Source organism: Pseudonocardia sediminis (assembly GCF_004217185.1).
GTDB classification, from domain to species: domain Bacteria; phylum Actinomycetota; class Actinomycetes; order Mycobacteriales; family Pseudonocardiaceae; genus Pseudonocardia; species Pseudonocardia sediminis.
On record NZ_SHKL01000001.1, the window covers coordinates 1,207,359 to 1,225,466 of the forward strand.

The 18,108-nt window shown below is 74.5% G+C and carries 18 protein-coding genes and 1 tRNA gene; 8 read left to right on the top strand and 11 right to left on the bottom strand.

Annotation, left to right across the window (positions count from 1 at the left end; all coding sequences use genetic code 11):
* Positions 1-2 precede the first annotated feature (2 nt).
* Together selA and EV383_RS05900 are read right to left on the bottom strand one after the other, a co-directional pair.
* Positions 3-1,334 (bottom strand): L-seryl-tRNA(Sec) selenium transferase, encoded by a 1,332-nt coding sequence (gene selA / locus EV383_RS05895; protein ID WP_130288962.1) that lies wholly within the window; start codon positions 1,332-1,334, stop codon positions 3-5.
* A 22-nt stretch (positions 1,335-1,356) separates the two neighbouring features.
* Positions 1,357-2,226 carry a DivIVA domain-containing protein gene (locus EV383_RS05900; protein WP_130288963.1) on the bottom strand — a complete coding sequence of 290 codons (870 nt, stop codon included), beginning with the start codon at positions 2,224-2,226 and terminating at the stop codon, positions 1,357-1,359.
* Between the two features lie 107 nt (positions 2,227-2,333).
* Here EV383_RS05900 and selD point away from each other — a divergent pair, with 107 nt between their 5' ends.
* On the top strand, positions 2,334-3,377 hold the full coding sequence (gene selD, locus EV383_RS05905) for a selenide, water dikinase SelD (protein ID WP_130288964.1): 1,044 nt from the start codon (positions 2,334-2,336) through the stop codon (positions 3,375-3,377).
* Positions 3,378-3,494: 117 nt separating this feature from the next.
* The gene (gene cds1, locus EV383_RS05910; protein ID WP_130293968.1) at positions 3,495-4,538 is read left to right on the top strand and encodes an L-cysteine desulfhydrase Cds1; all 1,044 of its coding nucleotides are present in this window, start codon (positions 3,495-3,497) and stop codon (positions 4,536-4,538) included.
* Between the two features lie 3 nt (positions 4,539-4,541).
* Here cds1 and EV383_RS05915 read toward each other — a convergent pair whose 3' ends face one another.
* The 3 genes from EV383_RS05915 to EV383_RS05925 form a co-directional block, all read right to left on the bottom strand.
* Positions 4,542-5,867, bottom strand: coding sequence for an amidase family protein (locus EV383_RS05915; RefSeq protein ID WP_165438247.1), 1,326 nt, complete (start codon positions 5,865-5,867; stop codon positions 4,542-4,544).
* 60 nt (positions 5,868-5,927) lie between these two features.
* Positions 5,928-6,020, bottom strand: a tRNA-Sec gene (locus EV383_RS05920).
* 10 nt (positions 6,021-6,030) lie between these two features.
* Complete coding sequence (locus EV383_RS05925) at positions 6,031-6,426, bottom strand: STAS domain-containing protein (protein ID WP_165438248.1); 396 nt, start codon at positions 6,424-6,426, stop codon at positions 6,031-6,033.
* A gap of 239 nt (positions 6,427-6,665) precedes the next feature.
* On the opposite strand from EV383_RS05925, the gene EV383_RS05930 reads away from it, so the two are divergent.
* Positions 6,666-7,136: an acyl-CoA thioesterase gene (locus EV383_RS05930; protein WP_130288966.1), complete on the top strand. Its 471-nt coding sequence runs from the start codon at positions 6,666-6,668 to the stop codon at positions 7,134-7,136.
* Here the strand turns inward: EV383_RS05930 and EV383_RS05935 are convergent.
* Positions 7,126-8,382 (bottom strand): glycosyltransferase family 2 protein, encoded by a 1,257-nt coding sequence (locus EV383_RS05935; protein WP_130288967.1) that lies wholly within the window; start codon positions 8,380-8,382, stop codon positions 7,126-7,128. The genes EV383_RS05930 and EV383_RS05935 overlap by 11 nt on opposite strands.
* A gap of 281 nt (positions 8,383-8,663) precedes the next feature.
* On the opposite strand from EV383_RS05935, the gene EV383_RS05940 reads away from it, so the two are divergent.
* Together EV383_RS05940 and EV383_RS05945 are read left to right on the top strand one after the other, a co-directional pair.
* A complete protein-coding gene (locus EV383_RS05940) occupies positions 8,664-9,518 on the top strand; it encodes a patatin-like phospholipase family protein (RefSeq protein WP_278044812.1) in 855 nt (284 codons plus the stop codon).
* A 38-nt stretch (positions 9,519-9,556) separates the two neighbouring features.
* Positions 9,557-10,870, top strand: a complete 1,314-nt coding sequence (locus EV383_RS05945) for a competence/damage-inducible protein A (RefSeq protein WP_130288969.1) — start codon at positions 9,557-9,559, stop codon at positions 10,868-10,870.
* A 76-nt stretch (positions 10,871-10,946) separates the two neighbouring features.
* On the opposite strand, the gene EV383_RS05950 is transcribed toward EV383_RS05945, so the two are convergent.
* The 3 genes from EV383_RS05950 to sodN all read right to left on the bottom strand — a co-directional run bounded on the left by EV383_RS05950 (position 10,947) and on the right by sodN (position 12,911).
* Positions 10,947-11,552, bottom strand: a complete 606-nt coding sequence (locus EV383_RS05950; protein ID WP_130288970.1) for a superoxide dismutase — start codon at positions 11,550-11,552, stop codon at positions 10,947-10,949.
* Between the two features lie 255 nt (positions 11,553-11,807).
* Positions 11,808-12,218, bottom strand: a complete 411-nt coding sequence (locus EV383_RS05955; RefSeq protein WP_130288971.1) for a GlcG/HbpS family heme-binding protein — start codon at positions 12,216-12,218, stop codon at positions 11,808-11,810.
* 282 nt (positions 12,219-12,500) lie between these two features.
* Positions 12,501-12,911: a superoxide dismutase, Ni gene (gene sodN, locus EV383_RS05960; RefSeq protein ID WP_130288972.1), complete on the bottom strand. Its 411-nt coding sequence runs from the start codon at positions 12,909-12,911 to the stop codon at positions 12,501-12,503.
* Between the two features lie 107 nt (positions 12,912-13,018).
* Here sodN and EV383_RS05965 point away from each other — a divergent pair, with 107 nt between their 5' ends.
* Together EV383_RS05965 and EV383_RS05970 are read left to right on the top strand one after the other, a co-directional pair.
* A complete protein-coding gene (locus EV383_RS05965) occupies positions 13,019-13,336 on the top strand; it encodes a S26 family signal peptidase (protein ID WP_278044813.1) in 318 nt (105 codons plus the stop codon).
* Between the two features lie 137 nt (positions 13,337-13,473).
* Positions 13,474-14,700 carry an FIST signal transduction protein gene (locus EV383_RS05970; RefSeq protein WP_130288973.1) on the top strand — a complete coding sequence of 409 codons (1,227 nt, stop codon included), beginning with the start codon at positions 13,474-13,476 and terminating at the stop codon, positions 14,698-14,700.
* A gap of 56 nt (positions 14,701-14,756) precedes the next feature.
* On the opposite strand, the gene EV383_RS05975 is transcribed toward EV383_RS05970, so the two are convergent.
* Together EV383_RS05975 and EV383_RS05980 are read right to left on the bottom strand one after the other, a co-directional pair.
* Positions 14,757-15,887: an epoxide hydrolase family protein gene (locus EV383_RS05975; protein ID WP_130288974.1), complete on the bottom strand. Its 1,131-nt coding sequence runs from the start codon at positions 15,885-15,887 to the stop codon at positions 14,757-14,759.
* 171 nt (positions 15,888-16,058) lie between these two features.
* Positions 16,059-16,805, bottom strand: a complete 747-nt coding sequence (locus tag EV383_RS05980) for an IclR family transcriptional regulator (protein WP_130288975.1) — start codon at positions 16,803-16,805, stop codon at positions 16,059-16,061.
* 69 nt (positions 16,806-16,874) lie between these two features.
* Here EV383_RS05980 and EV383_RS05985 point away from each other — a divergent pair, with 69 nt between their 5' ends.
* Positions 16,875-18,107 carry a 4-hydroxybenzoate 3-monooxygenase gene (locus EV383_RS05985; RefSeq protein ID WP_130288976.1) on the top strand — a complete coding sequence of 411 codons (1,233 nt, stop codon included), beginning with the start codon at positions 16,875-16,877 and terminating at the stop codon, positions 18,105-18,107.
* The last annotated feature ends 1 nt before the right edge of the window (position 18,108 follow it).

The following is an 18,108-nucleotide window of genomic DNA, read 5'->3' on the forward strand; positions in this document are numbered from 1 at the left end:
GGCTACTCCCGCGCGGCGCGGCGGACGGCCGCGGCGAGCTCGTCGTCGTCGGCGGGGGCGAGCGCGCGCAGGTCGAGCAGGCAGCGCCCGTACTCCAGGCGTCCGAGGACGGCCGGGTCGCCGGCGCGCAGGTCCGCGGCGAAGGACTCCGGCAGCGACACCGCGGCGCTGTCGAGCTCGACGCCGGGCGCCCCGCCGCCGCCGATCGTCGACACCGACCCGGTCGCGGCCGCGTCGATGCCGTCCCCGGCGAGCGTCGCGGCGAGCTTCTCCGCCCGGTCCCGGAGCGCGTCGGCGGTCGCGTCGAGCCCGAGGCGGACGGGTGTCGGCGGCCCGGCGACCGAGGCCTCCAGCGCGGCCAGGGTCAGCTTGTCCACCCGCATCGCGCGCGCCAGCGGGTGGCGGCGGACCCGCTGCACGAGCTCGGCCCCGAGCCCGGGCCCGCCGAACACCAGCCCGGCCTGCGGGCCGCCGAGCAGCTTGTCCCCGGACGCGGTGACGAGCGTGGCGCCGGCGGCGAGCGTGCTCGTCACGTCCGGCTCGCCGGGCAGTCGGGGGTGCGGCGCGAGCAGGCCGGAGCCGATGTCGTCGACGACGGGCACCGCGCTGCCGTCCGGGCGGGTCAGTCCGCCGAGCTCCCCGACTCCGACCGATCGGGTGAAGCCGGTGACCACGAAGTTCGACGGGTGCACCTTCAGCACGAACCCGGTGTCCGGCCCGATCGCCTCGGCGTAGTCGCGGGGATGGGTCCGGTTCGTCGCGCCGACCGGGCGCAGCCGGGCCCCGGTGGACTCGATCAGCTCCGGGATCCGGAACCCGTCGCCGATCTCGACCAGCTCGCCACGCGAGACCACGATCTCCCGGCCGAACGCCAGGGCGCTGGCGACCAGGGCGAGCGCGGCCGCGCCGTTGTTGGCCACGTGGACGTCGCCGGCCCCCGGGACGGCGGCGCGCAGGGCGTCCAGGGCGCCGGTGCCCCGCTTGCCGCGGGCTCCGGTGGCCAGGTCCAGCTCGACGTCGCAGGTCCCGGACGCGAGCGCGACGGCCTCGCGGGCGGCGTCGGAGAGCGGCGCTCGGCCGATGTTGGTGTGCACGAGCACGCCGCTGGCGTTGAGCACCCGCCGCAGCCCGGTCACCGACCGGGGGAGCGCGGCCAGTGCGGCGTCGGCCACGGCCTCCGGGGCGATCTCCCCGGACCGGGCGCGCTGCTGGGCACCGGTCACCGCCTGCTTGACCCGATCACGCCCCAGCCTCCGCGCCGCGGCGGCGAGGGCGGGCTCGGCCAGCAGGTGGTCGGTCCGCGGTACCCGTCGGCGAGGATCGGGGGTGGTCATCCCCGCACGGTATCCCCGGCGGTCAGGCCCCGGCAGGTTCGGTCCGCGCGCCGGTCGTCGTGGCCGGGGCGTCCGCGGTCGTCTCCCGCGACGGCTGCGGACGCTGTTCGGGCAGGGCGACGGTCGGCGTCGCGGACGGGGCCGTGCCCGCCGCCGGGATGTCCTCGGTGGTGGCCGTCGTCCGGGGCGTCACCGCGACCGGTGCGGTGGGCGCGGGGGAGGGCCGGGTCGCCGGGTCGCGGCCCGTCGCCGGCTCGGGGGCCGGAGTGGTCGTGGCGGCCGGGGCGGGCGCGGGCGGGGTCGCGACCATCTCGTCGAGGATCCGCAGCTCGGCGCCCATCGCGGCGTGCAGGCGGGCCAGCTCGCCGCGCACGGCACCGCGCAGGCCGACCACGTGCTCGTGCATGGCGGCGGCCGTGTCGGCGCACAGGTCGGTCTCCCGGCGCGCGGCGGCCGCGTCGGCGTGCACCTGCGCGACGGCGGCGACGGCGTCGGTGCGGGCCCGCTCGCCCTCGGCCCGGGCCGCCGCGATCAGGCGCTCGGCCTCGTCGTGGGCGGCGTCGATGATCCGGTCGGCGTCGTAGACGGCCCGCTCGCGGCGCTGGGCCGCGTCGTGCTCGGCCATCCGCAGGATCTTCTCGGCGCGCATGCCGAACGTGTCCGGCGTGGTGGCGCGGGCGGCCTCCAGGGACGCGGTGAGGGCGGCGACGCGTTCCTCGGCCTCCTGCTGGGAGCGCTCGGCCATCTCCAGGCGCCACTGCAGCTCGCGCACCGCGGTGTCGACCTGCTCCGGCCGGTAGCCCTTACGCACGGTGTCGAACGCGGGCACCGGCTCCACCGTCGAGTCACCGGAGTCGTGCTCGTCGGCTGCGGAGCGCTTCGTTCCCATCACGCTGTGAAGCATGCGTTTCCGACAGGGTGATGCTGTAGAGCGTGTCGACGGACGGCCGGACCGTCGCGTCCGGCGGCGCACCGGAGGACGGGGGTACCGTCGTCGCGGTGAGCGGCAACACGACGACGCGTCGTCTGACCGAGTTCAGCCACGGTGCCGGATGCGGGTGCAAGCTCGGTCCCGGCGCGCTGGCCGAGGTGCTCGCGGGGCTGACCCCGATCACCCACCCCGACCTGATCGTCGGCACCGAGACCGGTGACGACGCCGCCGTCTGGCGGCTCTCGGCGGACCGTGCGCTGGTCGCGACGACCGACTTCTTCACCCCGATCGTCGACGACCCGCGCACCTGGGGCGCCATCTCGGCGACCAATGCCGTCTCCGACGTCTACGCGATGGGCGGCACGCCGCTGTTCGCGCTCAACCTGGTCTGCTGGCCGTCCGAGGAGCTGCCCGGCTCGGTGCTCGCCGAGGTCCTCGACGGCGGCGCGAGCGTCGGACGGGCCTGCGGGTTCGCCGTGGTCGGCGGGCACACCGTGGACGACCCGGAGCCCAAGTACGGCCTGGCCGTCGTCGGTGAGGTGCACCCGGACCGCGTCCTGACCAACGCCGGCCTGCGCCCGGGCGACGCGCTGGTGCTGACCAAGCCGCTCGGCGTCGGCGTCGTCTCGACCGCGATCAAGACCGGCAAGGCCGACCCGGCGCTGGTCGAGCAGGCGATCACGCTGATGACCACGGCCAACGCCGACGCCTCGCGCGCCGCGGTGGACTCCGGTGCGACCGGCTGCACCGACGTCACCGGCTACGGCCTGCTCGGGCACCTGACGAAGATGGTCGTCGCCTCGGGGGTGGACGCGCACCTCGACGTCGCCTCGGTCCCGGTGATCGACGGCGTGCGGGAGCTGATCGCCGACGGCGTCGTGCCGGGCGGGACCCGCCGCAACCGCGAGTGGGTGGCCGACCGGCTCGTGCAGGGTGCCTTCGGCGAGAACGAGGCCCTGCTGCTGGCCGACGCCCAGACCTCCGGCGGCCTGCTGTTCGGCGCCGCCCCGGACCGCGCCGACGCCGCGGTCGCCGCGCTGCGCGCGCAGGGCCACGGCGCCGCCCGGATCGGCACCGTCGAGTCCGGCGCGGGCCGGGTCCACCTGCACTGAGAGGCGCGACGCACCCGGCCCGCCGGGGCCGGCCCCGCCACTAGGGTCGGGCGCATCGACGAGAACCTGCCGGTGGACCGTTCCTGCGCCCGCACCCGGGCCTGGGTGGACGAGGCGATGCGACGGGTGCAGGCGGATGCGAACCGGTCCGCGGACACCCACCTGCACGTGTTCGGCCTGCCGCCGGAGTGGGGCGTGCAGGTCTACCTCAAGGACGAGTCGGTGCACCCGACCGGCAGCCTCAAGCACCGGCTGGCGCGTTCGCTGTTCCTCTACGGCCTGGCCAACGGCTGGATCGTCGAGGGGACGACGGTGGTCGAGGCCAGCTCCGGGTCCACCGCGGTGTCCGAGGCCTACTTCGCCCGGCTGATCGGTGTCCCGTTCGTCGCGGTGATGCCGCGGACGACGAGCCCGGAGAAGGTCCTGCTGATCGAGCGGCAGGGCGGGCGCTGCCACTTCGTCGACGACGCCGGCGCCGTCTACGCCGAGGCCGAGCAGCTGGCCCGGGAGAGCGGCGGGCACTACCTGGACCAGTTCACCTACGCCGAGCGGGCCACCGACTGGCGCGGCAACAACAACATCGCCGAGTCGATGCTCGCGCAGATGTCGCACGAGCCGTACCCGGTGCCGGAGTGGGTCGTCGTCGGTGCGGGCACCGGCGGCACGTCGGCGACGATCGGGCGCTACCTGCGCTACCGCCGGCTGCCCACCCGCCTGGCCGTCGTCGACCCGGAGGGCTCGGCGTTCTTCCCGGGCTGGGCGAGCGGCGCCACGGAGTACCGGACCGGGACCCCGTCGCGGATCGAGGGGATCGGCCGCCCGCGGATGGAGCCGAGCTTCGTCCCCAGCGTGATCGACCGGATGTTCCCGGTGCCGGACGCGGCCAGCGTCGCCGCGGCCCGGCACCTGCACGACGTCACCGGGCGCTGGGCCGGGGGCTCGACCGGCACGAACCTGTGGGGCGTGTGGCAGCTCGTGGCGCAGATGCTGCGCGACGGGCGCTCGGGCAGCGTCGTCACGCTGATCTGCGACGGTGGCGAGCGCTACCGGCACAGCTACTACGACGACGACTGGGTCGCCGCCCAGGGCATGGACCTCGCCCCCTACCGGAAGACCCTGGACACGTTCCTGGCCTCGGGCCACTGGGACCCGCCCGCCTGATCGCTACCGCTCCTCGAGCAGCGCGGCCGTGCCCAGGAGCAGGCGTTCGGACCCGGCCCGGCCGACCAGCTGCACCGGGCGGCGCTCGTCGCCCCACCGCACGGGCGCGACCAGCGACGGCAGCCCGGCCAGGTTCCACGCGCTCAGGCACGCCGGTGGCTCCCCATCCGCGGGGGCGGGCAGCAGCAGCACGTCGTAGCCGCCGTCGTCGAACAGGGCGACGGCCCGCTGACGCCACCGGCCGGGGCTGGCCGGGCGCGGCCCTCCGAGACGCCGGACCTGCCGGTCGCGGCGCAGTGCGGCGCGGACGTCCGGTCCGAGGAGGTCGGGGTCGAGGCCGAGCTCGTCGACACGCCGGGCCACGCCCGCGTCCCGGCGTCGCGACACCTGCGCCGGGAGCCACGCGCGGTACGGCGGGTCGTCGGCGGAGACCGCGACGTCGGACTCGGCGAGCCGCCGGGCCGCGGCGTGCACCGCACCGCAGGACCGCGGGTCGGCCCAGAGCCCGCGACCGGAGCGCAGCGAGCAGGCCACCGCCCGCGGCGCGGGCAGGTCCTCGACGCCGTCGGTGACGGTCACCGGGCGGGGCGCCCTCCCGGGCGGGAACAGAGCGCCGCCGGGGGAGGCCCAGCCCGGCGCCGTGCCCTGCCGGGGCACCGCCCCCGCGCGGGAGGCGCGCAGGACCTCGAAGGCCACCCGTACGCCGTCGACGTCGGCGGCGAGCACGGTCGTCCCCGCCAGGCCGGACCACAGGCGCGGAGCGCCGCCGGGCAGCGGGAGCTCCCGGCGTCCGGGGGTGAGCGCGAGGAGCCCGTGCGCCGCGGCGGCGGCCCGCAGCGCGCCGTCGCCGTCGATGCCGATGCTCAGCGCGGCCAGGCCCTCACCCGTCGCGGCGGCGGTGGCGCGCCCGCCCGGTGCGCCGTCGCGGCCCAGACCGAGCTCGGGGGCGATGGTCGTGCCGACCACCAGCGCACCGGCCGCGCGCAGGCGCCGGACCAGGACGTCGTCACGACGCACGGGGGTGTCGGCGGTGGCGGTGGAACCGTGACGGGTGGCGCGCCCGGCCACGTCGATGCCGTCCTCGACGGCGACCGGCACCCCGGCCAGCGGGAGCGCGAACCGGTCGGCGCGGGTGTCCAGCGCGGTGGCCTCGGCCCGGAGCCGCTCGGCGTCGACGCCGGCGAACAGCGCGGGTGCGATGTCACGCGCACGGACCCGGGACAGGACGCTCTCCGCGACGTCGGACGCGGTGCGCCGCCCGGCGCGGACCGCGCCCGCGATACCGACCGGGTCCGCGGGAGTGCGCACACCCCGATCGGCAACCGTCATCGCGACATCGTCGCAGGTCATGCGTCGGCGGCGGGGACGGCCCGCCGGAGAGCGGGCCGGCGGAGGCGGACGGGAATCGAACCCGCCTGGCCGAGATGCTCGGCCACGTCGGTTTTGAAGACCGCGGGGGCCACCAGGCACCCATACGCCTCCATGCCCCGCGTCAGCCCGCCTTGTGCAGGGCCTCCGGGACGCCGTCGGCGACGTCGAACATCGACAGCAGCCCGGTCGCCTCGAGCGCGCGGGTCACCGTGTGCGAGCCGCAGACCAGCCGCAGGCGGTGCCCGGAGCCGTCGGCCTCGTCCTTCACCGCGACCAGCGCGGCGAGGCCGGCGGAACCGAGGAACGTCACCCGCGACAGGTCGACCACCAGCAGGTCGGCCGAGGGCATCTGGCCGGAGAGCTGCTCGCGCAGCACCGGCGCCGTCATCGTGTCGAGCTCGCCGTGCACGTGGACGACGACGGCGTCCTTCCCGTGCGCGACGACCTCGAAGCGGACGACCTCGCCGACGTCGGGGGTCGTCCCGTCCCCCACACCGGTGGGCGTCTCACTGCTCATGTGCACCGTGCTCCCTCGACAGGTCACCGGGTCCGGGACGGGTCGGACCGGTTGAGTGGATCGTCACTCTCGGTGACGCATCGACTCGGACGCTGGATCGATGTTCCGTGCCGTCCCCGCAACAGCCTAGTCAGGCTCGGGATCAACCCTAAGGGCGCGGGGTGTGACACACAACAACACCACCCGGCCGGGGCGAACGGGTGATCCACGACGGCGACGGGCCTGAGATCCTGTGCTGCATGACGTCTGCCACGCCCGGGGAGTTCCGGGTCCGGATCGGTGTCCGCAGCTACGAGGTCGACGTGAACGGCCACGTCAACCACGCCGTCTACCACCAGTACGCCGAGCACGCCCGGATGGAGCACTTCCGCGTGGCGGGGCTGTCGCAGGCCGCTCTCGGCGAGCACGGCGTCACCGTCGTCCTCCTCGCGACGACGGTGGCGTTCCGGGCCGAGCTGCGGGCCGGCGAGGAGATCGAGGTGGACTCCGACATCGCGTTCGGCGAGGGCCGGTCCTTCACCATGAGTCACCGGATCGTGCGCGACCACGACGTCGACGGTTCACCCGTCGAGGCGACCCTCGCCGCGGACGTGGAGTGCACGCTCGGGCTGATGGACCTGTCGCAGCGCCGTCTGGTGACCGGTCCGCGGGAGCTGCTCGCGGCCGCGGCGAAGCGGCCCGAGATCCTCCCCGGGCCCGTCAGGGGGTGAGGACCTCGTCGCGGTGCAGCGCGGCGGTCGGCGCGTCGCTGCAAGCGGGCATCAGCGCCGGCACGGTGCCGCCGGCGCGGCGCACCGCGCGGCGCGAGCGCAGGTAGGCGCCGGGCCCGGCGAGCAGGCCGCGGGTGCGGGTCTGGTCGGCGTCGGCCGGCATCGCGTCGCCGGCACCGGCCTCGCGGTCGGAGATGTGGCGCAGCCGCGCGATCGCGGCCGGGAGCCGGCGCATCGCCGCCGCGCGGCCCTGCGGGCTCAGCGCGACCTTGGCCAGGAAGCTGCCCAGCCCGACCGCGTAGCCCTCGAGCTGCACGCGCAGCGCGGCCTGGTCGACGCGGTGGTGGTGCCAGACGTAGGCGCCGGGGACGTAGCCCAGCGTGTGCCCGGCCAGCACCATCCGGACCATGAACTCGCAGTCCTCGCCCCCGTGGGTCGGGGTACCGGGGCCCATCGCCTCGTCGAACCCGCCGACGGCGCGGGCCTGCGCCGCACGCACGGCCAGGTTCGCGCCGATGCCGAACAGGCCGGGGGAGAACGGGAAGATCGGGGAGTCCGACGGCGGTGCGGCCATCGAGAAGGTGCGCGGCACGAAGCCCTTGTTCCAGGCCAGCGCGACGTCGGCGGCCCTCTCCTCCGGCGTGCCCAGGCGCGCGGCCAGGACCGGGCCGGACAGGCACGCCAGGGCCGGGTCCGCGGCGAACGCGCCCGAGATCCGCGAGGCCCAGGAGCGGTCGACCTCGGTGTCGTCGTCGGTGAACGCGACGACCTCGGTGCGGGCCTCGGCGAGACCGCGGTTGCGCCCGACCGACGCGCCGCGGCGGGCCTCACGCACGTAGCACACCCGCGGGCTGGCGAAGGTGTCGACGATCCGGGCGGTGCTCTCGTCGACGGGGTCGTTGTCGACGACGACGACCTGCAGCGCCGGGTGGTCGGAGGCGAGCACGCTGCGCAGGCAGCGGCCCAGGCTCTCCGCGCGGTTGCGGGTGGCGATCACGACGGTGATCGGCTCGGTCGACGTCGGTGCGCCCCGGACCGCGGCCGGCGGGCCGAGCGGTGCGACGGCGGCGGCGAGGTCGGCGGCGGTGGCCCGGCCGTCCCGCATCGGGACGGTCACCTGGCCCTGCGGGGTGCCGGCGACGGTGACCAGGAGACGGGCCGCGCGGTAGCCCGTGCCGACCTGGAGGTCGTGCAGCGGAGCGAGCCGGTCGAGCTCGCCCACCCAGGTCGGTTCGTTCTGTGCCATAGGCGTAAGTGTCCGCACGACGGCTGTGGGGACACTGAGAGTCGCTGAAAACGTGCTCAGCGTCGCTTTGCGTGATGCTCTTCCGTTTCGTCACCCGGTCGGTGGGTGTGCACCGGAACACGGTCCGTCCGAGCTGATCAGCGGCCTAGGCTGATCAGGTGAGTGATCGGCCGCGGGCCCGGACCCTGCTCGGCGACCCCGATGTGGTGTCACTCCTCCGGCGACGACACGCCGAGGGGAGCCGTCCTTCGGCGCGTCGGGACCCCCATCGGGTGGCGCTGGTGGTCGGGGGCGGAGGCATGCGGGGGGCCTATCCAGCGGGAATGCTGGATGCGCTGGACTCGATCGGGTTACGCGACGCCGTCGACGAGATCTACGGTGCTTCGTCCGGTTCCTTCCTCGCCGCGTGTTTCGCGGCCGGTCACGCGGCCGGTGCGGCGGCGTCGTTCCCGGAGGATCTGGCGTCGCGGGCGTTCGTCGATCTGCGCCGGTTCGCGAGCCGGCGCCCGGTGCTCTCGCTCGACCACCTCCTGTACGGTGTCCTCGGCGGGACCAAGCCGATGCCCTGGGACGCGCTGTTGGCGAGCCCGATGCGGGTCCGGCTCGTCGCGACGGCGGTGGACGACCTGCGACCGCGCGTGCTCGGCGGGCTCACCGACCCGGACGCGTGGCGGCGCGGCCTGCGCGCCAGCGCGGCGATCCCGGTGATCGCCGGGCCGGCCGTGGAACACGAGGGCCGCCGCTGGGTGGACGGGTCGATCGGGGAGCCGCTGGCGCTGGCCCGGGCGGTGCGCGGCGGCGCCACGCACGTCCTCGTACTGCTCTCGCGCCCGACCGCGGACCTGCGCCTCGACCCGGACGTCCGGATCCCCTGGTGGGCCCGGCTGCTGGACCGGTTCACGCCGGGCCTGGGCACGCTGACCCAGGGCGAGGCCCGCTACGGCGCCGACCTCGCGCTCGTCACCGATCCGGCGCACCCGGGCCTGCGCGGCGCGCGGGTGGCCGCGATCGAGCCGTCCACCGGGACCGGCATGGGCGCGCTGACCGTCGACCCGGGCCCGGTCGGCGACGCCGTCCGGGTGGGCCGGGAGTCGGCGCTCGCGGCCCTGGGGTCGGACGCGCTGCCGCACCGCTGACCTCGGCGACCGCCGGATCGCGCGGGTAGGTTCGGCCCATGTCCGATGATCCCGCCGCCACCACCCGTCCCAAGGCCGCCGTGCTGGTCACCGGCAGCGAGCTGCTGACCGGTCTGGTGCAGGACGCGAACGGCCCGTTCGTGGCCCGCGAGCTGGGCGGGCTGGGGTTCGAGGTCTCCGAGCTGATGCTGGTCGGTGACCGTCCCGAGGACCTGCGTTCGGCCCTGGACTTCGTCTCCGGCAACGGCATCGAGCTGGTGGTCACCAGCGGCGGGCTCGGCCCGACCGCGGACGACCTGACCGCCGAGGTCGTCGCCGGGTTCTGCGGCGTGGAGTCCCACCTCGACGACGACGTCCGCGAGGTGATCAACGCCAAGATCGCGCGCTGGGCCTCGCGCAGCGGTTTCGACGGGGCCGCCCTCGACGAGGCCACCCGCAAGCAGGCGATGGTGCCCGAGGGCGCGTCGGTGCTGGACCCGGTCGGCACCGCGCCCGGCCTGGTGCTGCGCGGTGCGACGGGACCGCTGGTCGTCGTGCTGCCCGGGCCGCCGCGGGAGCTGCAGGGCATGTGGCCCTCGGCCCTGTCCTCGCCGCCGATGGCCGAGCTGCTCGCCGGCGTCCCGCACGCCGAGCCCCGCCTGCTGCGGTTCTTCGGCCTGCCCGAGTCCGAGATCGCCGCGACGCTGCGCGAGATCGAGACCTCCGGGGAGTTCCCGGAGCTGGCCCGCGTGGAGGTCACGACCTGCCTGCGCCGCTCCGAGCTGGAGGTGGACCTGCACCCGCTGCCCGGCGCGGAGCCGACCGCCGAGGCCCTGGCCGACAGGATCGTCGAGGTGCACCGGCGCAACCTGGTCAGCGCCGACGGCACGACCACCGACGAGCTGCTGGCCCGCGCCCTCGGCGAGCACGGCCTGACCGTGGCCACCGGGGAGTCCTGCACCGGCGGCCTGCTCGCCGGGCGCCTCGTCGACCGCCCGGGTTCGTCGTCGTACGTGTCCGGGGGAGTGGTCGCCTACTCCAACGAGGCGAAGTCCTCGCTGCTCGGCGTGCCGGCGGAGATGATCGAGACGCACGGCGCGGTGTCGCCGGAGGTCGCCCGCGCCCTGGCCGACGGCGCCCGCGAGCGCTTCGGCGCCGACGTCGGCATCGGCATCACCGGCGTCGCGGGCCCGGACGGCGGCACCGAGGCCAAGCCCGTCGGCTACGTCTGCTTCTGTGTGACGACGGCCGACGGCGGCGTGATCGCGCGCGACCCGCAGCTGCCGGGCAGCCGCTCCGACGTCCGCGAACGCTCGGTCGACCTCGGCATGCACCTGCTGCTGCGCGCCGCGGGCGGGCTGCCCCGGGGCTGAGCACCATCGTCCAGGAACGACGAGAGCCCCGCCCGGAGAGGATCCGGAGCGGGGCTCTCGCGTGTCGCGAGGGTGCTCAGACGCCCTTGCGGGCGGCGGCGAGACGCTGCTCGGCGTCGGCCCAGTTGACGACGTTCCACCAGGCCTTGACGTAGTCCGGCTTCACGTTCTTGTACTGCAGGTAGAAGGCGTGCTCCCACATGTCGAGCATGACGATCGGGACCTGCCCGGCCGGCAGCTGCGACTGCTGGTCGTAGAGCTGGTGGATCAGCAGCCGGGAGCCGAGGGCGTCCCAGCCGAGGATCGCCCAGCCGGAGCCCTGGATCGTCGTCGCGGCGGCGGTGAAGTGCGCCTGGAACGCGTCGAAGGACCCGAAGTCCTGGTCGATCGCGGCGGAGAGCTCGCCGGTGGGCTTGTCGCCGCCGTTCGGGGAGAGGTTGTTCCAGAAGATCGAGTGGTTGACGTGACCACCGAGGTTGAACGCCAGGGTCTTCTCGAGCCCCACGATGGCGCCGAAGTCGTTCTTCTCGCGCGCGTCGGCCAGCTTGTCCAGGGTCCCGTTGAGGCCCTGCACGTAGGTGTTGTGGTGCTTGGAGTGGTGCAGCTCCATGATCTCCGGCGCGATGTGCGGCGCCAGTGCGTTGTAGTCGTACGGGAGATCCGGAAGCGTGTACTCGGCCATCGGGTGGTGACCTCCTGGGTTTCGGGGAAGTGGACTCAACAGCCACTATCTCGCAAGAGCGGGATACCCGCGAAAGATGGTCATCATGCATGGACGTCCCGCGTTGCGAGACGTACTCTGATGCAAGTTGCTTGCAGCAACCTGTGGAACCGGTCCCCGATGATCGTTCTGGCAGCTCGACGCCGGAGGCCGACAGCACGAGGTGACGCCATCGCCGGGGTGGGTCCGGGCGACGGCGTCACCGTGCATGTCCGATCAGAGAGCCTGCGCAGCGGCCGCGGCGATGGTCTCGTCCTGCTCGCCGGTGCCGCCGCTGACGCCGACCCCGCCGACGACCGTCTCGCCGGAGAGCAGGGGGACACCACCGCCGAAGATCATGACCTGGCCGTGGTTGGACTCCTGGATGCCGTAGAACTGCCCTCCGGGCTTCGAGCTCTTCGCGAGGTCGGCGGTCGAGAGGTCGAACGCCCGGGCCGTGTAGGCCTTGTTGATCGCGATGTCGACGCTGCCCAGCCAGGCACCGTCCTGACGGATGTGGGCGACGAGGTTGCCCCCGACGTCGACGACCGCGATGTTGACCGGCTGGCCCTCGGCCAGGGCCGCCTCCTCTCCGGCGGCGATGACGCGGCGGGCGTCGTCCAGGCTGACGGTCTCGACAGTGTGCATGGGTGCTCCGTGAGGTCTGAGGAGCTCCGGGCCCGACGCGACTCCAGGTGCGATCCGGGACGTGGCCGAGGCGGAGACTCCCTGATCGGGCGGTGCCGGCGGATGCCGTGACACAGGTGGCCGGGGTCGGGAGCCGGGCCGACGGTAGCACCGGGCGGGGCCCGCTCAGGTCACGTTCGGGGCGTCACCACCGGTTCGTCCGCAGACCGTCCGTACGACGACAGCGGCGCCGGACGGCGGGAGTGGGTTCCCGCCGGCCGGCGCCGCTTCGTGTCACCTGGGTCAGGCGGCCTGCTTGGTCTCCCAGAAGATCTTGTCGATCTGGGCGATGTGGTCGAGCAGCTCCTGGCCCGTCTTCGGGTCGTTCGAGCCCTTGGTGCCGGCGGCACCGGCGGCCTTGGTGGCCTTGTTGAACAGCTCGTGCAGCTCCGGGTACTTCTCGAAGTGCGGCGGCTTGAAGTAGTCGGTCCACAGCACCCACAGGTGGTGCTTGACCAGGTCGGAGCGCTGCTCCTTGATCTCGATGGCGCGCGCGCGGAAGTCCGCGTCGTCGTTGCCCTGGTACTTCTCCTGGATGGCCTTGACGGACTCGGCCTCGATACGGGCCTGGGCCGGGTCGTACACGCCGCAGGGGAGGTCGCAGTGTGCGGTGGCCTCCAGCTGCGGGTGGATGATGCGGGACAGCATCCGCATGGGTCCTCCCTGATGGATGATCGTTCTGGCGCGTACGACCCTACCCTCGGGGGCGGGCCGCGGCAGCATCCGACGCCCGTGTGGACGGACCGACGGAAGGAGTCCCCGTGCGCTGGCGCAGGGTCGCGGTGCGGGGCCCGTCGATGTCCCCGACGCTGGCCGACGGCGACGTCGTGCTGGTCCGGTTCGGGGGCGCCGTGCGCGCCGGTGACGTCGTGCTGGTGCGGTGGCCGGCGCGTCCGGAGCAGCTGTCGGTGAAACGGGCGGAGCACCCCGTCGACGACGCCTGGTGGGTGCGCGGGGACAACCCGTTCGGCTCCACCGACTCCCGCGCCCTCGGCCCCGCCGACGTCGTGGCCGTGGTGCGCGCCCGGCTCTGGCCCCGGCCCCGCCGGCTGCCCGCCGAGACCCACCGGCACGCCTGAGAACGGCACGCCTGAGATCCGGGCCCGTCACTGCTCCGTTCGGCCCATCGTCGCGTGGCGGGGCCCGATCGGGCTGCGTAGCTTCCCGGGGGCGGCGGATCGGCGGACGAGGGACGCAGCGCCGCGGAGGAGGGATCATGAGGGACACGGACGACGCGGCACCCACCGGCGTCACCGGTGTGGCCACCCGCCGGTTCGGCGACGGTCTCGCGGTCGGCCCCGACCTGGTCGGCGCGGCCGAGGTCGCGGTGGCCCAGGCACTCGCGCCGCTCGACGGCATCCGCCCGGACCTCCTCGTGTTCTTCGTCTGTCCGGGCGGGGACGGCGACCTCGAGCAGGCCGAACGGGCCGGGGCCCGGGTGATGGAGCTGGCCGGCGCCCGTGCCGCCGTCGGAGCGACGGCGCACGGCGTCATCGGCGACGGCCGGGGCGTGGAGCAGACCGCGTCGGTGGCGGTCTGGGCGGCGACCCTGCCCGGCACGTCGATCACCCCGATGCGCCTCACGGCCCAGGCCGCCGAGGACGGGACGCTCTCGGTGCGCGGCATGTCCACCCCGGGTGCGGACGCGACGGTGGCGATGCTCCTGGCCGACCCGTACTCGTTCCCGGTCGGCGGGCTGCTGGAGCGGATGAACACGGCGCACCCGGGGTTCCCGCTGGTCGGGGGCCTGGCCAGCGCGCCGGGCGGGCCCGGCGGCAACCGCCTGTTCGCCGACGGCGAGGTCCTGCCCACAGGTGCGGTCGGCATCCTGTTCGGCGGCCAGGCCCAGGCCCGGACCGTGGTCAGCCAGGGCTGCCGCCCGATCGGGCCGCCGATGGTCGTCACCCGTACCGAGCAGAACCTCCTCCTGGAGCTCGCCGGCCGGCCCGCCCTGGCCCGGCTGCGCGAGATCGTCGGGGCGTTGCCGGCCGCGGAGCAGAAGCTGGCGCTGCGCGGGCTGCACCTGGGCATCGCGATGGACGAGTACGCCGACGACCACGGCCGCGGCGACTTCCTGATCCGCGCCGTCCTCGGCGTCGAGCAGGAGCGCGACGCCGTCGTCGTCGGCGACGTCCTGGAGGTCGGGCAGACCGTGCGCTTCCAGGTCCGCGACGCCGCCGGCGCCGAGCAGAACCTCACCGAGCTGCTCGCCCGCGCGGTGCGCAGCGGACCGGCGCAGGGCGCGCTGCTGTTCTCCTGCAACGGCCGCGGCGCGAGCATGTTCGGCCCCGAGTCCGGTGGGGCCGACCACGACGTCCGCGTGGTGCGGGCGTCGAACCCCGACCAGGCCGTGGCCGGGTTCTTCGCCGCCGGCGAGATCGGCCCGGTCGGAGGGCGCAACCACCTGCACGGCTTCACCGCGTCGGTGCTGGTCTTCGACTGATCACACCCCGTGCGCGGATATCGATGCCAGGGCAGCGATATCCGCGCACGACCCGTTCAGCGCACCGTCCGGAAGAACGCGCGCAGCTCGTCGACGAACGTCTCGGGCTGCTCCAGCGAGGCGAAGTGCCCGCCCGCCGGGGGTGTGGTGAGCGAGCGCAGGTCGGTGAAGCGGCGCTCCAGCCAGTGCCGGGGCAGGCGCACCATCTCGTGCGGGAACTGCGCCACCGCGGTCGGCACCGTGACCTCGTCCATCCGGCGGCGGGCGAAGCTCTCCCAGTACAGCCGGGCCGAGGACGCGCCGGCGCCGCCGAGCCAGTACATCATCACGTTGTCCAGCAGCCGGTCGCGTCCGATCGCGTTCTCCGGGTGCCCGGCGCAGTCGGTCCAGTCCCAGAACTTCTCCATGATCCAGGTGCACTGCGCGCTGGGGGAGTCCAGGAGCCCGTAGCCGATCGTCTGCGGCCGGGTGGACTGCTCGGCCGAGTACCCCTGCCCGAACCGGCGGAAGCTCTCGGCGAACTTCTTCGCCTCCTTCTCGTCCTTCGACAGCGGCTGGTCGTCGTCCTCGGGGCGTTCGGCCAGCGCCATCGTCAGGTGGATGCCGGCGATGTGCTCGGGGTCGGCGGTGCCCAGCGCCGAGGTGACCATCGAGCCCCAGTCGCCGCCCTGGGCGACGTAGCGCTCGTAGCCCAGCCGGTCCATCAGCTGCGCCCAGGCCACCGCGATCCGCTCGACGCCCCAGCCGGACACCGCCGGCTTGCCGCTGAACCCGTACCCGGGCAGCGTCGGGAGGACGACGTGGAACGCGTCCGCCGGGTCCTCCGGGTCGGTCAGCGCGGGCAGCAGGTCCAGGAACTCGACGATCGACCCGGGCCAGCCGTGGGTGAGCAGCAGCGGAAGCGCGTTCTCGTGCTTCGACCGCGCGTGCACGACGTGGATCTCCACCGAGTCGTCCCCGCCGCCGTCGAGGCCGGTGCGGAACTGCGGCCAGGCGTTGATCTCGGCCTCGACCCGCCGCCAGTCGTAGCGGGTGCGCCAGTACTCGCAGAGCTCCTGCGCGTAGTCCAGCGGGACGCCCTGGATCCAGCCGTCGACCGTGGCCGGCTCCGGCCATCGGGTCCGGGCCAGTCGCTCGCGCAGGTCGTCGAGGTCGGCGTCGGGGATGTCGATCCGGAAATCACGCACGGCGACACGGTGGCACGGCCGGGCCCGCACCGCCGACCGCACCACCGCATCGGATCGATCACGATCTTCGCCCACCCCGTCGTACGCCCGGGGGCCGTCGCACGAGCGCGCCCTCCGTCGCGTCACGCGCCACGGAGGCCACACTCGTTGCGGGACGCATGCCGGCGCGGGTCAGCTCGGGGCGCCCAGGGCGCGGCTGATGCCGCGGGCGGCGGCGCGGACGGCGGGGACGTAGGTGTGCGGGTTCGTCCCGTCGGCGCGGACGACCACCGACAACGCGGCGACGACCCGCCCCGACCGGTCGCGCACCGGCGCCGCGACCGAGAGCGAGACGTCCTCGATCTGCCGGTCGCTGATCACGAAGCCGCAGTTGCGGGCCTCGCCGAGGGCCGCCCGCACCCGCGCCGGGTCGCACACCGTGTACTCGGTGAACCGGCGCAGCGGCCGCGACAGCACCTGCTCGACGACGTCCGGTGCGGCGTGCGCGAGCAGCACCAGCCCGACGCCGGTCGCGTGCACCGGCAGCCGCGACCCGGACCGCGACACGATCGACACCGCGTCCCGGGCGGAGAGCCGCTCGACGTAGACGACCTCGGCGCCGTCGAGCACCGCGAGCGCGACGTTCTCCCGGGTCACCTCGTGCAGGTCCTCCAGGAACGGCATCGCCTGCTCGCGCAGGACCGTGCTCGCCGGGGCCAGCACCGCGATCTCCCAGAGCCGCAGCCCGATCCGGAACCGGCCGTCGTCGCCGCGGTCCAGCGCCCCGCCCGCGGTCAGCTCCCCGGCGATCCGGTGCACCGTGGTCAGCGGCAGCCCGGTGCGCCGGGAGATCTCGGTCAGGCCCAGCTCGGGGGAGTCCTCGCTGAACGCTCCGAGCACGTCGAGCACCCGCGCGGTCACCACTGATCGGGGGCTCACCGGATCGAGTCTTCCGCAGAACGGAAGGCGAGTCGAGGGCACGGGAGCAGCCGGGAGAGAGTGAGCCCCATGACGCACCGCAGCGAGTCCCGCACCCAGGTCGGCATCGTCGGCGCCGGGCCCGCCGGCCTGCTGCTGGCCACGCTGCTCTCCCGCGCCGGCGTGGACGCGGTGGTGCTGGAGTCGCGCAGCCGCGCCTACGTCGAGCAGCGGGTCCGGGCCGGGGTGCTGGAGGCCCCGACCGTCGAGCTGCTGCGCGAGGCCGGGGTCGCCGGCCGCCTGGACCGCGAGGGCATGCCGCACAGCGGGATCTCGCTGCGCTTCGCCGAGGACACCGCGTCCCCGCAGACCGACCACCGCATCGACTTCGACGACCTGGTCGGGCGCGGGATCGTCGTCTACGGCCAGCAGGAGGTCGTGAAGGACCTGATCGCCGACCGCGTCGACACGAGGTCCGAGCCGGTCGAGTTCGAGGTCTCCGACGTCGCGGTGCACGACATCGCCACCGACGCCCCGTCGATCACCTACACCGCCGCCGACGGCACCGCCCGGACCCTGCGCTGCGACGTGATCGCCGGCTGCGACGGCTTCCACGGCGTCTGCCGCGGGGCGTTCCCCGAGGGCGCGCTGAGGATCGCCGAGCGCGTCTACCCGTTCGGCTGGCTCGGCGTCCTGGCCAAGGCCGCGCCGACCCAGGACGAGCTCGTCTACGCCAACCACGACCGCGGGTTCGCGCTCTACTCGATGCGCAGCCCCGAGGTCACCCGCCTGTACCTGCAGGTTCCCGCGGACACCGAGGCCGGCGACTGGTCGTCGTCGCGGATCTGGGACGAGCTCGACACCCGCCTGGCCTGCGACGGCTTCAGGATGAACACCGGCGAGTTCCTGGAGAAGCCGAGCGTGACCGGGATGCGCAGCATGGTCGCCGAGCCGATGCGGCACGGGCGCCTCTTCCTCGCCGGCGACGCCGCGCACATCGTGCCGCCGACCGGGGCCAAGGGCATGAACCTCGCGATCGCCGACGTCCGGGTGCTGGCCGAGGCGCTCACGGGCTTCTTCGGCAGCGGTTCCGAGACCGGGCTGGACGAGTACTCGGCGACGTGCCTGCGCCGGGTCTGGCGGGCCGAGCACTTCTCCTGGTGGATGACGTCGATGCTGCACCGCTTCGACGACACCGACCCGAACGGTGACGCGTTCGGCCGGGCCCTGCAGCTGTCCCAGCTGCGCTACACCGCCACCTCGCGCGCGGCCGCCACCGGCCTCGCCGAGAACTACGTCGGCCTGCCGCACGGCTCGATCTGAG